Origin of the sequence: Micromonospora sp. LOL_021 (assembly GCF_048060215.1) — a bacterium.
GTDB lineage: Bacteria > Actinomycetota > Actinomycetes > Mycobacteriales > Micromonosporaceae > Micromonospora_E.
In genome coordinates this window covers 36,792-51,224 of the sequence record NZ_JBHMIN010000006.1, presented here as the reverse complement: position 1 = coordinate 51,224, position 14,433 = coordinate 36,792, and the positions used below count along the sequence as shown (strand labels likewise).

At 70.8% G+C, this 14,433-nt stretch carries 10 protein-coding genes; all 10 read left to right on the top strand.

Annotation, left to right across the window (positions count from 1 at the left end):
- Positions 1-27 precede the first annotated feature (27 nt).
- The 10 genes from ACFHWT_RS06740 (at position 28) to ACFHWT_RS06695 (ending at position 14,422) form a co-directional block, all read left to right on the top strand.
- Positions 28-1,101 carry a thiamine pyrophosphate-dependent enzyme gene (locus tag ACFHWT_RS06740; RefSeq protein ID WP_416593706.1) on the top strand — a complete coding sequence of 358 codons (1,074 nt, stop codon included), beginning with the start codon at positions 28-30 and terminating at the stop codon, positions 1,099-1,101.
- Entirely contained in the window at positions 1,098-2,051 is a 954-nt protein-coding gene (locus ACFHWT_RS06735) for a transketolase C-terminal domain-containing protein (protein WP_416593705.1), read from the top strand. Before ACFHWT_RS06740 ends, ACFHWT_RS06735 begins: the two co-directional genes overlap by 4 nt.
- Positions 2,048-3,352, top strand: a complete 1,305-nt coding sequence (locus ACFHWT_RS06730; RefSeq protein ID WP_416593704.1) for an aminotransferase class III-fold pyridoxal phosphate-dependent enzyme — start codon at positions 2,048-2,050, stop codon at positions 3,350-3,352. The genes ACFHWT_RS06735 and ACFHWT_RS06730 overlap by 4 nt, the downstream gene beginning before the upstream one ends.
- A 473-nt stretch (positions 3,353-3,825) precedes the next feature.
- Entirely contained in the window at positions 3,826-5,055 is a 1,230-nt protein-coding gene (locus ACFHWT_RS06725; RefSeq protein WP_416593703.1) for an RCC1 domain-containing protein, read from the top strand.
- A 128-nt stretch (positions 5,056-5,183) separates the two neighbouring features.
- The gene (locus ACFHWT_RS06720; RefSeq protein WP_416593702.1) at positions 5,184-6,431 is read left to right on the top strand and encodes an FAD-dependent oxidoreductase; all 1,248 of its coding nucleotides are present in this window, start codon (positions 5,184-5,186) and stop codon (positions 6,429-6,431) included.
- 8 nt (positions 6,432-6,439) lie between these two features.
- Positions 6,440-6,928 carry a MarR family transcriptional regulator gene (locus ACFHWT_RS06715; RefSeq protein WP_416593701.1) on the top strand — a complete coding sequence of 163 codons (489 nt, stop codon included), beginning with the start codon at positions 6,440-6,442 and terminating at the stop codon, positions 6,926-6,928.
- A 188-nt stretch (positions 6,929-7,116) separates the two neighbouring features.
- A complete protein-coding gene (gene smpB, locus ACFHWT_RS06710; protein WP_416593700.1) occupies positions 7,117-7,611 on the top strand; it encodes an SsrA-binding protein SmpB in 495 nt (164 codons plus the stop codon).
- A gap of 781 nt (positions 7,612-8,392) precedes the next feature.
- Positions 8,393-10,135 carry an RICIN domain-containing protein gene (locus tag ACFHWT_RS06705; RefSeq protein WP_416593699.1) on the top strand — a complete coding sequence of 581 codons (1,743 nt, stop codon included), beginning with the start codon at positions 8,393-8,395 and terminating at the stop codon, positions 10,133-10,135.
- On the top strand, positions 10,132-11,787 hold the full coding sequence (locus tag ACFHWT_RS06700; RefSeq protein WP_416593698.1) for a S8 family serine peptidase: 1,656 nt from the start codon (positions 10,132-10,134) through the stop codon (positions 11,785-11,787). The genes ACFHWT_RS06705 and ACFHWT_RS06700 overlap by 4 nt, the downstream gene beginning before the upstream one ends.
- 37 nt (positions 11,788-11,824) lie before the next feature.
- Positions 11,825-14,422, top strand: a complete 2,598-nt coding sequence (locus tag ACFHWT_RS06695) for a right-handed parallel beta-helix repeat-containing protein (protein WP_416593697.1) — start codon at positions 11,825-11,827, stop codon at positions 14,420-14,422.
- The last annotated feature ends 11 nt before the right edge of the window (positions 14,423-14,433 follow it).

Genomic DNA, 14,433 nt, shown 5'->3' with positions numbered 1-14,433 from the left:
ATAATTGGCGACATTCAGCAGGTGATCATGATTGCTTCCGATGCGGCCGGTGAATGGTTCTCCGCCGGCGCAGGGACGGGGAACGCCCAGACGATGGACCTGTCGGACGCGTACCGCGAGATGGTTCGGATCAGGGTCTTCGAGGAGCACGTTCTGCGGTGCGCCGCCGCCGGCCAGGTACCCGGATCGGTCCACCCGTACACCGGGCAGGAGGCTGTCGCGGTCGGGGTGCTGGCCGCCCGGCAGCCCGACGAGTGGGTGGTGAGCTTCTACCGGTGCCACGGGCACGCGTTGGCCGCCGGGGTGGCGGCCGCCGGGCTGGCCCGGGAGATCCTCGGCCGGGTCGGCGGGGTCTGCGGCGGCAAGGCCGGCTCGATGCACATCGCCGACCGGTCCCGCTACCTGCTCGGTGCCAGCTCCATTGTGGCCGCGCAGCTGCCGATCGCGGCCGGAGCAGCGCTGGCGGAGAAGACCGCCGGCAGCGGCCGGGCGGTCGTCGCGTTCTGCGGTGACGGCGCGTTCGGCGCCGGCGCCGCCTACGAGACGCTCACCGTCGCCGCCGTGCTCGGGTTACCGCTGCTGCTGGTCTGCGAGGAGAACGGCTGGCAGGACCACACCCCGAGCGACCTGGTGCGGCACCGTACCCCCGGTGAGATCGCCCGCGGCCTGGGGCTGGACTGCGACGAGGTCGACGGCAACGACGTGGCCGCGGTGCACCGGGCTGCGGCGGCGGCCCTGGCCCACTGCCGGGCCGGCCGCCCGCAGGTCCTCGTCGCCCACACCTACCTGCGGCACTTCCATGCCCAGCTCGGCCCGCAGCCGCCGGGTGAGTACCGTCCGGCCGCCGAACGGGAGCGCTGGCTGGCCCAGGATCCGCTGTCCCGCGTCGAGGCGGCCCTCGCCGGACCCTCCGCCGAGATCCATGAGCAGGCTGCTGAGATCCGCGAGCAGGTCACCGAGGAGCTGACCGGGGTTTTCGCCGACGCGCTGGCCGCCGACCGACCGGATCCGGCGAGCGCGGTCACCGCGGTCACCGCCGCGGCCTGGCCGCCCGGTGCCACCTGGTCGGAGGCCGTCACGGTGCGGGAGCCGGTGGCATGACCCGCCGGCACCCGTCCGTCGGGGCGGTCCGCGGCGCCCTGGCCGACCAGCCCACGATGAGCATGTTCTGCACGTACCAACAGCCCGACCTCATCGAGCTGTTCGGTGCCGAGCGGATGGTCCGGCTGCCGATCGCCGAGAACACCATGCTCGGCATGGCGGTCGGGATGGCGTTGCTCGGCCGCCGGGTGCTGGTCAGCATCGCCCGGGCCGCCTTCCTGTTCACCGCCTTCGACCAGCTGGTCAACGAGGCCACCAAGTGGCGGTACATGTCCGACGGGCAGTTCACCGTACCGGTGGTGGTGCGCGGGCTGACCCAGGGCGGCGAGCAGCTCGGTGCCCAGCACGAACACGCCGCGCACGGCCTGCTCAGCCAGATTCCCGGGCTGATCGTCGCGGTTCCCGGGTCACCGAACTCCGCCGCCGGGCTGCTGCGCACCGCGCTGGTGCACCCGGATCCGGTGGTGGTGCTGGAATCGCCCCGGCTGTACGCCGCCGACTGGGCGTCGCTGCCCGAGCCGGAGCCGACCGACGCCGCACTGCCGTTCGGCGTCGCCGGCCGCGCCCGCCCCGGCCGCGACCTCACCCTCGTCGGCATCGGCAACACCGTCGCCACCTGCCTGCGGGCCGCCGCCGTCCTTGACCGGGACGGGCTGCACGCCCAGGTGGTCGACCTGCGTACCGCCGCACCGCTGGACCTCGACGGCGTCACCGCCATGGTCCGCGCCGCCGGTGGTCAGGTGATCCTGGTCGACGAGGCCCCGGCCGGCGTCAGCGTCATGTCCGCGCTCGGCCTGCATCTGGTGCGGGCCGGCGCGGTCGCGCCGCACCGGCTCGACCTGCTCGCCGGTGCGCCGGTCCCGGCGCCGGTGAGCCCGCCACTGAGCGCCGCCCTGCTGCCGGACGAGGAACACGTCGTGTCCACCGCCCGCCGAGGAGCCACCCGATGATCGACCGGTCCACCTACCACGCCTGGCACGGCATCACCCCGATGGGCGAGTTCCTCGCCGAGTCCGACGCGGACATGTTTCTCGTCGGCGGCGACGGCAGCTACGCCGTCGACCAGGCCGGCCGACGTTACCTCGACGCCCGCTCGTCGATGTGGAACGTCACCCTCGGTTACTCGTGCGAGCCGGTCAAGGCGGCGATGCGCCGCCAGCTCGACGAGTTGCCGTCCGGCACGGTCATGCGCTACGAGCATCCGCCCCGGGTCACCGTGCGGTACGCCGCCGCCCTCGCCGCGACGCTGCCGCCGACCCTGCGGCACATCCGGTTCGGCAACACCGGCAGCCAGATGACCGAGGCGGCCGGCATGCTGTCCCGCTTCCACCGCAGAATGACCGGCGAGACCGGCCGGGATCGGATCATCGCGGTGCACGGCAGCTACCACGGCACCGGGCCGTTGGCCACCGCGCTCACCGGTGAGCAGATCCTGCACGAGTGGTCGGCGCCGCTGGACGACCGCGTGGTGCACGTCGCCGGGGGCGACGGACTGCTCGACGCCGTCGCCGGTGTCGTCGACCGGCTCGGCGCGTCGCAGGTGACCGCCGTCATCGTCGAACCGGTGATGGGCAACTATCTGCACGCCGCCAGCGTGGACCAGTTGGCGGCGCTGATCGACTACTGCCGGGCCCGGGACATCCATGTCGTCGCCGACGAGGTGACCACCGGCGCCGGCCGGGTCGCGGCGATGACGGTCAGCGAGCGGCTGCCCAGCCCGCCCGACATGATCGTGCTCGGCAAGGGTCTCAGCGCCGGCTACTTCCCGCTCGCCGCGCTCGCGGTCGCCGATCCGATCTTCGACGCACTCGCCGAGCCGCCGTTCCGGCTCGGCTTCCCGAACGGCAGCACCACCGACGGGCACCCGCTCGGTGCCGCCGCCGGACTCGCCGTCCTGGACATCCTCACCGCCGACGGGTTTCTCGACGGCGTCCGCGACCGTGGCCGGCAGCTGTGCGGCATCCTGCGTGACGCGCTGGCCGACGATCCGCACGTCGGTGACGTACGCGGTGAGGGGATGCTGCTCGGCCTGGAGCTGCGCTACCGCGACGACGGTACGCCGTGGACGGTGCGCGACGTCTACCAGCTCCGGCTGGCCTGCCGGGACAACGGGCTGCTGACCAGCTACTCCGACGGCGTGATGCCGCTGCTGCCGCCGTTGACCATCAGCACCGACGAGTGCGCCGAACTCGCCGCGATCCTCGGCAAGACGATCACCGCGTACGCCGCCGAGCATCTCGGCGCGCGGTAGCCGGCACGGCCCACCATCGCCGCCGTCGCAGTTACCCGGACGGAGTGGCCAACCTGTCAGGCAACGACCATTCGGTCGATGTCCGGGGAGTGTCTGGAGAAACCGTAGCGCGGTGCCCCGACAAGGTCGCATTTTTCAGCGTACGGCAGGCAGACGGTCCCGTCGTGCAGTCCTCCACCAGCCTGCCACTGTCCACGTAGGCACTGGTGGAAGTGGCAGGTCCGCCAGCACTACGCCGTGATCCTGGTGATGCGGCTGACCGTACATCATCAGGAAAGCGCGTTAATAAGACGTATTCCTACAGTGCTCTCATGCGGGGCGTTCCCGTCATTGGCAACGCTGTCCCATGGCCTCGGTAAGATTCGATGTATGTCGATGTATAGTTCACTGGCATGTAGTTGCGGGTCTCTGGTGACCTGCCGGGGCAACGCCGCCTCCACCACCGGAACCGACGATGTCTGGGAGAACAGGACATGAACGAACACCAGGAGGGTTGGCTGCGGACGCGATGGCTGCGGACAGCCCGAACCGCTGTCGCGGTGACGGCCTCTGTCGGGATCACCGTGTTGGCCATCGGGTTTACGGCGGGCGCGGCAGCAGGCGTCGGCTCCGCCGACCGGAACGTGCGGGAGGTGGCGATCGCCGCCGCGCCGGTGTCCCAGGTCGCCGCCGGCAATCTGCACACCTGTGTGACCCAGACCGATGGAACCCTGTGGTGCTGGGGCAACAACTTCTACGGCCAGCTCGGCGACGGGACCACCACGAACCGGACCGGTCCGGTTCAGATCGGCAGCGCCACCACGTGGGCGGGTATCGACGCCGGCAGCGGCAACACCTGCGGGGTACGCACGGATGGAACGCTCTGGTGCTGGGGCAACAACGCCAGCGGGCAGATCGGCGACGGCACGACCACGAGGCGGACCAGTCCGGTGCCGGTCGGCACCGCCACCACCTGGGCGAGCGTCAGCATCGGTAGCAATCACGCCTGCGCCGTGCGGACCGACGGGACTCTGTGGTGCTGGGGCCTGAACCGTCACGCTCAGCTCGGCGTCGGCTTGTCCCCCTACAAGGCAACGACCCCGCTGCAGGTGGGTACGGCGACCACCTGGGCGAGCGTCACGACCGGCTACGCCCACACCTGCGCCGTGCGGACCGACGGGACCCTGTGGTGCTGGGGCAGTAGCTCGGACGGTCAGCTCGGTCTCGGCATCCTGAGCTACCGGGCGACACCGACGCAGGTGGGCACCGCGACGACGTGGGCCGAGGTGACGGCCGGCTACGTACACACCTGCGCGGTCCGCGTCGACGGGACGCTGTGGTGCTGGGGTGAGGACGGGTACGGCCAGGTCGGCGGGGGCGTCGGCTCCCAGACCACCCCGCTGCGGATCGGCACCGCCAGCAACTGGGCAAGCGTGGACGCGAGCCTCGACTCGTCGTGCGCGACCCGTACCGATGGCAGCCTGTGGTGCTGGGGCAAGAATTCGTCCGGGCAGCTCGGCGATGGCACCACCACCCACCGTTCGACCCCGGCACAGGTAGGCACCGCAACCACCTGGACGGACGGCTTCTCCGTCACCTACCACGCCTGCGCCGCACGCACCGACGGCAGCCTGTGGTGCTGGGGTGACAACACGTTCGGGCAGCTCGGTGACGGCACCACCACCCACCGGTCGACCCCGGCACAGGTGGCAATGCCGGGCTGAGCACCGCCGGTTCCGCGCCGAGCCGCAGTCAGAAATTGCCGTACGGGCCGCGCCGCTCGACCTGAGCAGCGCGGCCCGTACCGTCGTGACGGCCTTGCCCAGATTGCCTTAGTCATTAAGATAACTGGATGAGCGTATCGACTGACTTCACGGTGGCGATCGCCGGCGCCGGGCTCGCCGGGCTCTGCCTTGCCCAGTACCTGGCGCGCGCCGGCATCGACGTGCACGTCTACGAGCGGGACCCAGGCCCCTTCGTCAGGCGGCAGGGCTACCGGATCATCCTCGACCGGCACGGGCTGGCGGCGCTGCGGGAGAGCCTGCCCCGCCCGCTGTACCGTTTGGCGCTGGCCACCGGTGACGAGCCCGGCGGACGCCTGCGCTTCACCGACCGCCGGCTGCGGGACGCGTTCACCATCACCTTCAAGGACGAGCCACACGCAACCCGCCAGGTCGACCGGCTGACCCTGCGGTCGATCCTGCAGTACGGGCTGGACGGGCGCATCCACTACGGCAAGACCGCCGTCGCGGTCGACAGCGGTGGTCCGGCCGGGCTGCGGCTACGGTTCTCCGACGGCGGGTCCGCCCCGGCGTCCGTCGTCGTGGGCGCCGACGGCGTCGGCTCGGCGCTGCGCGCGCAGCTCATCCCGTACGCGGACCCGGCGACCACCCCGATGGTGGGCATCTACGGCCGGTCACCGCTGTGGCAGGGCGGCGAGAGCGTCATCCCCGACGCGTTGCGTACCAGCGGGGTTCTGGCCATCGCCGACCGGCCGGGCCGCGCGTTCTTCTTCACCTCCATGCGGTTCGGCGAACGCCCGCCCGAGGCGTTCGCCCGCCTGGCACCCGGCAGTTACGCCCCCACCGGCGACGACTACGTCATGTGGGGAGTGCTGCTGCGGCAGGAGGAGGTGCCCGCCGTCGTCCGCGGGGACCTGCGGGCGCTGCGGGATCTGGCCGCCCGGACGAGTGCGGACTTCCACCCGCTCGTCCGGCGGCTGGTCGACACGTCCGAGGTGGATGCCACCGTGCTCAACGTCTTCGCCGCCGGCCGACGCCCGCGCCGGTGGGCGGTGCCCCGGGCGACGATGATGGGTGACGCCGTGCACGTCATGCCGCCGTTCGGCGCTCAGGGTGGCAACACCGCGCTGCGCGACGCCGCCCTGCTCGGCCGCAGACTCGTCCAGGCCCGGGCGAGCGGTACGCCAGTGGAGGAGGCGATCGCTTCCTACCAGGACGAGATGGTGCCGTACGCCTTCCGTGCCGTCGACACGGCCGCTGGGCTGATGCGCCGCCTCACCGGGGGCGCGGCCGCACCGCACTGGGTGCTGACCCGCGTGCTACCTCGGCTGCACCGGGTCACCGTGCCGGAGGCATGATTGCCGGCATGTCTCACGAGCCGGCCCGTGCGGCCGCGATCGCCAACTTGATGCGCGCCGGGCGGGAGACGTCGCGGCTGTCCATGGTGTTCCGGTACGCCATCGCCGAGCGGCTGGGACTTACCGTGAGCGACCTGGAGTGCCTGGACTACCTGGCGGACGTCGGATCCGCCACCGCTGGGCAGGTCGCCGAGCGCACCAACCTCACCACCGGGGCGGTGACCAGCATGCTGCGCCGGCTCCAGCAGGCCGGCTATGTCAGCGCCGAGCGCGATCCGGCCGACCGGCGGCGGGTCATCGTCACCCTGCGGCCGGAGCGGGCAGCCGACCTGGAGCGACCGTACGAGCGGTTCGCCGAACAGACGGGGCGGCTCGTCGACGGCTACAGCGTCGAGCAGATTGGGCTGCTGGTCCGGCACTACGACCGCATCCAGGCGATGTACCACGACGAGCTGGACCGCCTCCGCGACAGCGACACCACGCAGCGGCCCGTCTGAGGCACCGTCGCTTCCGGGCAGGGAACGTCACGGCCTGACCGGGCTGGTCGTGGCCGAGTGAGGTGCAGTCAGCGGCTATCGTAACTCTTGCGAGTCTCATCTGGATCCCCCCTTTCTTGCGTCGAGCCTGCTTCACACCGCGCCCCGATACCCTTGTGAGGAGGTACCGCAGCGAGGTGGTGATTTCCATGGGAAGGTCCGGCGAGAGCGGTCACCTGCTGGTGGCCACCAACAAGAGGGCGCGGCATGACTACCAGATTCTGCGTACCTACGAGGCGGGGATAGTCCTGGTCGGCACCGAGGTGAAGTCGCTGCGCGCCGGTCGGGTGTCGTTGGTGGACGCCTTCGCGCAGCAGAGGGACGGCGAGATCATGTTGCATGGGCTGCACATCGCCGAGTACGGCTTCGGGAGTTGGACGAACCACCAGCCCCGGCGTACTCGGAAGCTGCTCCTGCGTCGGGTGGAGATCGATCGGATCCTGGACCGCCTCCGGGAGGGCGGCCTGACGCTCGTTCCGCTGTCGCTGTACTTCGAGAACGGTTGGGCGAAGGTCGAACTCGGCCTCGCGAAGGGCCTGCGCAGTTTCGACAAGCGGCAGGCCATCGCCGAACGGGAGGCGGACCGGGAAATCGCCCGGGAGTTCAGCCGTCGAGTCAAGGGCAGGCCCCGGCACCAGGGCTGACCAACCACGCCGACCGCAGCCAGTGAATATGTCGGTACTCGCCCCGAGCCTCTCGACCTCGGCCCGTCGGCCCGTCGGCGACGTATCATAGCTGGTGCCTGCAACGACTGCCTTCCGGTAGCGCCTCACCACCTCAGGCCCGGACTGCAGCTAGCTCGGCCCGGTTCAGCTTCCAGGCTCGCGGGACTCGTCGGCCGCGGCGTCGCGGCAACTGCCGGCGACTGAGGCTCCCCGTGCCCGGGGAAACTGGACGGCGGCCTGCTCGTCTCTTTGCGCTCCCAGGCCCACGCCGCCGCGCTCAAAAGGATATCGACGTGTCTGTTAGCTATCTTTCAATTTACGTATGTTGTCGGTTATGCGGGCTTGGTCGTACCGTGGTGGACGGCACATGGACCCCGAGCTTGGGCCCAGGCCCCGCCAGCGGGCAATATACAGACACCGATCAATATCGGAGTGTGACAAGGCACTACTAGGGACATCCCTCGAAGTACATGATCTACCGAGGGACCCTCGTAGACTGGCCAGGTACGGCGTCGACGGCAGCCGTCGGAGAGGGGTCGTCCGAGCGGAGCCGCAGCATCCTCGCCATCGTTGGAGGAGTGACCCATACGGCCGTCGATTTACGCGAAGTTCATCGATGGTTCGGTATGATCGCCTGTGTTCCACATTGTGTGCATCTAGCTTGCAGCAGGTCCACTCCGATTTACCGGTACCGCCGCCTCGGGCGGGCACGGTGAGTTGGCTTGAGGTAAGGCTGAGAAGGTTGGTGGCCAGAATGGGCATGTCGACCAGGTTCCGCAACCGGGCGTTCATCGGGTTGGCCCTGGGCATGGTCGCGATGGTCACCCTGACGGCCTCTCTGGCACCAAGCCCGGCCGATGCGCGAGAACCACTACCCGGCACGCCGATCACCGACGCGGACGTCCGGCTGCTGACCGACGCGGCAGCCTCATGCCCCACCCTGACCCCGGCTCGGCTGGCCGGTCAGGTGATGGCCGCGTCCCGGTTCTCGGCGACCCCGGTCGAGGCTGTGCAGGCCGTCGGCGGGCAGGGCACTGCCGGGCTGGTGCCGACCGTGTGGCAGAAGTGGGCACCGTGGGACGGGGCACGGCCGGCTGATCGGCCGGCCAGCATCACCGCGCTCGCCCACCACATGTGCCAGCTGGTCGGCCAGCTCCGAGTGCTCGAGCTCGAGGGCGACCGGTGGCAGTTGGCCTTGGCGGCGCATCGGCTCGGCGTCGAGTCGGTCGTCGAAGCCGGCGATGTGCCGGCCGGTGCCCTGGAGTACGTGGACACCGTGGAGCGGTACGCCATCTGGTATGCGTCGCAGCCGGCCTTCGGCGGCAGCGGAAGGGCCGCAGCCGAGGCCACCCAACCGGCGGTCGCGCAGCGGATCACCAGGGCCGCACCGTTGCCGGTGCCCGACGTGTACCTCGAGCTGATCCTGGCCGCGGGCGCAGTCTGCCCACAGATGCCCCCGGCTCGGGTCGCCGCGCAGCTCATGGCCGCTTCCGAGTTCGACCCGCAGCGGCTCGGCCCGACCGGCGAGCAGGGCATCGCGCAGTTCCTACCCGAGATGTGGGTGGCCTACGTACGGCCATCGGCGGAGGCCTCACCCTGGACCCCGGCCTCGGCGGTGCCGGCCCTCGGCGAGACCATGTGCGCGCTGCTGGAAGCTCTGCCCGGCACCGGCCCCGACGCCTATTCGCTCGCGCTGGCCGCGTTCCTACGGGGCGACCCGACGATCCGGTCGCTTGCCGACGTGCCGGGCGTTGAACGGGTCGTCGCCCTGGCCGAGCAGGTGGGCCACTTCGAGACCGAGTACGGCAAGGATCCTCGGCTGGCCCCGTCGGCCGATCCCTCACCGTCGGCCGCTCCAGTGACGAGCCCGACCACCGGGCCCCAGCGATCAGCGGAGGCGAGCACCGCCCCGACGACCGCACCGCCCCCGCGACCTTCGCCGACGGCGACGAAGCCGAGCACCCCGGCACAGACCGACTCTGACCAGCCGCCGGTCAGGGCAAAGGACGCCGATGGGACAAACCGATCGTACGGGCCGTACTTCATCCACAACCTCGGCACCGACAGGTGTGTCGACATACCGGGTGTTGGCCCCGGTCCACGCGACGGGCCGGTCAACCAAAACCTCTGCTACCCGCACACCCCGGACAACCAGGAGTACGCCTTCGTCCCGCGCCGAGTAGACAGCTCGGGGAACCAGCTGTACTGGATCCGTAGCGTCACTTCCCAGTACTGCCTGGACCTGCCTGGCAAGGGCTCGGTTTCGCCGGCCACGCCGCTGAACGAAACCGGCTGCTTCGACGACGAGAACCAGTACTGGCGGCTGCAGCCCACAGCCAAGTCCGGCAACGTCCAGTACTACTGGATCGTCAACACCGCCTCGAACCTCTGTCTGGACGTTCCCGGCATCGCCGCCGCGACGCTGGACATTCGCCTCGAGGTGTTCGGCTGCCGGTCCAACGACGATCACGACTGGGCACTGATCCGGAAGGCCAACTGGTGACCGGGCGACGGGTCAGGGCGGCCCTGGCCGGTCTGGCGACGCTCATCGCGGTGACGGCGGCGACCACGGACATGGTCACCGAGCGTCGACCCGCACATGCCGCGCCGGCCGATCCGCAAGAGCAACCGTACGTCCTCTACTACACGGTGATGGCGTCGTACCAGGGTAAGCCGGAAACCCTCTGGTCAGTCGCCGAGCGGTTCCTCGGCGACGCCGAGCGGGCCGGCGAGATTCTGGAACTCAACACCGGGCGGCAGCAGCCGGACGGCGGCCGGCTGACCGATCCCAGCCAGCTGAACGAGGGCTGGCACCTCGTGCTGCCCTGGGACGCGATCGGCACCGGCCTGCGGCACGGCCCGCTACCCACCACGACGGCGGTTGTGACACCCGGCGCGACACCATCACCCAAGCCGACAGCCCCGGTCGTCCGTGAGACGGATTCCGGCCACGACGAGCCGGATTCCGCCAATGGCGAGGCGGACCCGGCAAGCGCAGCGGGGCGCAGCGGTGTGTCCCTCGCCGGTCAGGCGCCGGGTTCCGGCTCTGCGTCCCCCGACCGCTCCGCCTGCCTGCCGACCGCCGTCGCAACTCCACCAGCCGATTCAAACTGGGGGCAGCGCCTGGTGGCGCCGCAGCGGGCGTGGCGGACCACCACCGGTGCCGGCGTCCGGGTGGCCGTCGTCGACTCGGGTGTCGCGGGGGGTCGGCCGGAACTCGATGAGCGGCTCGGCCGAGGCGCGGACATCGTCTTCGGCAACGGCCTGGGCGACACCGACTGCGTCGGCTCGGGCACCGCGCTGGCAGGTATCGTCGCCGCCGACGACGGTAAAGACGGGGAACTGGTCGGGGTGGCGCCGAAAGCCGTGATCATCCCGGTGCGGCTGGTGGACCGGGGCCTCCCGGCGAGCCCGCCGGCGGCCGTGACAGCCATCGAGGTCGCGGTGGCCACCGGCGCGAAGGTGATTCTGCTCGGTGCCTCCGTCGACGTCACCGACCAGACGATTCGTTCGGCGGTCGACGATGCGGTCGGCTGGGGCGTGCTCGTGGTGGCGCCGGCCCCGTCCGCCGGACCGACGATCGCCCCGGGGGACGGCCTGCTCCGAGTCGGCGGCCTCGGCCCCGACCAGCGACCGATCGCCGACTACCCGGCCGGCTCGGTGGACCTGCTCGCGCCGGCGGCCGGCATCCGTAGCATCAGCGCGACCGGTACCGGGGCCTACGTCGGCACCGGTCCGGAGTACGCCGCCGCGTTCGTCGCCGGTGCGGCGGCGCTGGTGCGTTCGGCCCATCCCGGACTGTCCGGGGAACAGACTGGCCGGCAGCTTGTCGTGTCCGCCGACCGGCCCGCCGACGACGGCCCGGACAGCGTCGGGCGGCTTGATCCGTACGCGGCGGTCACCGGCCGGCTGGTCGATGAAAGGCTGCCCGTAACTGTCCTCGAGCAGGACGAACGGTCTCAACCGGTTCCCTGGTCGGTGGTGTCGGCGGTCCTCGCCGTGCTCGGGGCGCTGTTTGCCGGCGGTCGGCTCTGGGTCCGCTACCAGGCGGCGCGCAGGCGGCGTCGGCTGGCGCTGGAGCGGGCCGACGACCCGTTCGGCAGCCGTGCCGAGGACGCGGATCAACTGGTGCACGCGCACGGTGGAAAGACGTGAGTACCGGCACCGACGGTGTGCGGCTGGGGTGGAGATGGTGCGACTGAAGGGCCGCCGGGCGGGTGCCGATCCGGACGTCGTCCGGGTGGCGCCCGGCGAACGGGGGGCTGCGCAGAACATCGCGGCCGGCCTGCGGGCAGCCTCGGCTGGGCAGACCGTGCTGGTGGCACCCGGCCGGTACCACGAGGATCTGTTCGTCGACACTGCGGCACGGGTCTGTGCGGAGCAGGGGCCGGGCAGCGTGTCGTTGGCGCTGCGTACCCCGGTGCGCATCACCGCTGCGGCGACGTTGACCGATCTGACGGTGGTCGGTGCCGACCCCGGTGAACCGCTGCTGCGGATCGAGGACGGCAGCGTGGAACTCGTCGGCTGCGACCTGCGTGGCGGCAGGATCGAGGTCATCGGGAACGCCCGCTCGGTGCTGCGCGAATGCCGGCTGACCGGTGCCCGGCTGGCCGGGCTGTATGCCACCGGAAACGCCGCAGTCCTACTCGAACGGTGCGTCGTCACGGACGTCGACGGCATAGGTGTGGTGGCCGGCGAATCGGCGCAGACGACTCTGCGTGACATGTGGATCGACTCCGTCACCGGATCGGGCGTTCGGGCACGTGGCACCGCCCGGATCGAGATGCTTCGCTGTACGGTCGTCGCGGCTGGACGCAACGGGATCCGGGCCGAAGAGTCGGCGTCGGTCACCGGATTGGACGTCACCGTGAGTCGCAGCAGCGGAGACTCGGTGTTCACCTTCGGGTCGGCGCGGACGGAGCTGACCGGGTGTCGGTTGATTGACCCCGCCGCCGCAGGCGCGGTCGCCGCCGACCGGTCGCAACTGGTCCTGAACCGCTGCGACGTGGACCGGGCCGGCGCGACCGGAGTGGTGTGCCGGGACGATGCCGAGGTCAACATCTCCGCCGGATCGGTGCGCGGCTGCGCCGGCAACGGGGTCTTCGTCACCGATCGCGGCACGGTGACACTCACCGACACCCTGCTGGGCGACTCGACGTACAGCGTGCTGCACGTCGGCGGCACCGGCCGACTGACCGCCACCGGTGCCCTGGTGGGGCCATCCGCAGAGCATGGGCTGCACGCCATCGGGGCAGGTAGCGTCGAGTTGACCGGCGGCTGGGTGCGTGGCTGCGGGCTCGCCGGACTGAGCACCGCCGACAGCGCCGGGGTGACGGCCACGGGCACCGTGCTGGCCGGCAACCGCAACGGGGTGGTCGTCGGCTCGGACCGGCCTGTGCGACTGACCGGCTGTGTGGTCGACACCAGCAGCCGGTCCGGCGTTCAGGTCGGCGTCGGTGCCGCCGTGGAGCTGGACGACTGCCGTATCGACCGGGCCGGCACCGCCGGGATCGTCTTCGAGCAGGACAGCGGGGGCACCGTGGAGCGGTGCGCGGTGCGTGACGCCGAAGGCTCCGGCATCGTGGTGTGGACCGGGGCCAGCCCACAGGTGACAGCCACGTCGTGCACGGCGGGCGCGAAGAACGCGTTGTTCGTCGCCGAGGGCGGCGGCGGTCGGTACGTCGACTGCGTCTTCACCGACAGCGCGTATCCGGCGATCCATATCGGGGCCGGGGCGACACCGGCCATCGTGCGCGCCCGGATCCGCGACACCGAGCTCGACGTCGATGTGGACCCACAGGCCCGGCCGGTCTTCGAGGAGATCCGGCTGACTGAAGTGGCCAAATCCTTGTTGCCGCCGACCGCACTGGCCGCCAGCGGTGATCCCGCCGTCCCGGCGGTGGCCGGGGCTCCGGCTGCCGGTGCCGTGCTGGCCGAGGCAGCTCCGACTGAGGCGGCCCGACCTACCGAGGCAGACCTGCCGGATCTGCTGGCCGAGCTGGACGCGTTGGTCGGACTGGACCGGGTCAAGCAGGATGTGCAGGCACAGATCAAACTCATGCAGACGGTACGTCGACGCCGGGAGGCCGGGCTCGCCGCGCCGCCATTGAGCCGGCACCTGGTCTTCGCCGGCAACCCCGGCACCGGCAAGACCACTGTGGCCCGACTCTACGGCCGGCTGCTTGCCGCGTTGGGCATGCTGGAGCGCGGCCACCTCGTCGAGGCCGACCGGACCACGATGGTCGGCGAGTACGTCGGGCACACCGGCCCCCGTACCCAGGCGGTCTTCCGCCGGGCACTCGGCGGAGTCCTCTTCATCGACGAGGCCTACTCGCTGGTTCCACCCGGTCACACCAACGACTTCGGGCAGGAAGCCATCGCCACGCTGGTCAAGCTGATGGAGGATTACCGCGACGACGTGGTGGTGATCGTAGCCGGCTACCCCCTCGAGATGAGCCGCTTCATTGCCTCGAACCCGGGCCTGGCCTCCCGGTTCTCCCGAACTCTGACGTTCGAGGACTACGGGTCCACCGAACTGACCGACATCGTCGAGGCCCAGTGCCGGCAGCACGAGTACCAGCTCGCCGACGACGCGCGGGCCGCCGTCCACGACCTGTTCGCTGCGATCAACCACGGCCACGGGTTCGGCAACGGCCGCGCCGCGCGCCAGATCTTCCAGCGGATGACCGAACACCAGGCGCAGCGGGTGGCCGATCTCACCGACCCGTCGACCGATGACCTGCTGCGACTCACCGCGTCCGACGTGCCGGCCGCCGGTTCGGTGGCCTGATCGGTTTCACG

What these genes read in the sequence shown, in the direction of transcription:
- smpB (WP_416593700.1), top strand. Translation starts at nt 7,117, where the DNA reads ATGGGAAGGTCCGGCGAGAGCGGTCACCTGCTGGTGGCCACCAACAAG.
- ACFHWT_RS06725 (WP_416593703.1), top strand. Translation starts at nt 3,826, where the DNA reads ATGAACGAACACCAGGAGGGTTGGCTGCGGACGCGATGGCTGCGGACA.
- ACFHWT_RS06740 (WP_416593706.1), top strand. Translation starts at nt 28, where the DNA reads ATGATTGCTTCCGATGCGGCCGGTGAATGGTTCTCCGCCGGCGCAGGG.
- ACFHWT_RS06720 (WP_416593702.1), top strand. Translation starts at nt 5,184, where the DNA reads ATGAGCGTATCGACTGACTTCACGGTGGCGATCGCCGGCGCCGGGCTC.
- ACFHWT_RS06735 (WP_416593705.1), top strand. Translation starts at nt 1,098, where the DNA reads ATGACCCGCCGGCACCCGTCCGTCGGGGCGGTCCGCGGCGCCCTGGCC.
- ACFHWT_RS06705 (WP_416593699.1), top strand. Translation starts at nt 8,393, where the DNA reads ATGTCGACCAGGTTCCGCAACCGGGCGTTCATCGGGTTGGCCCTGGGC.
- ACFHWT_RS06730 (WP_416593704.1), top strand. Translation starts at nt 2,048, where the DNA reads ATGATCGACCGGTCCACCTACCACGCCTGGCACGGCATCACCCCGATG.
- ACFHWT_RS06715 (WP_416593701.1), top strand. Translation starts at nt 6,440, where the DNA reads ATGTCTCACGAGCCGGCCCGTGCGGCCGCGATCGCCAACTTGATGCGC.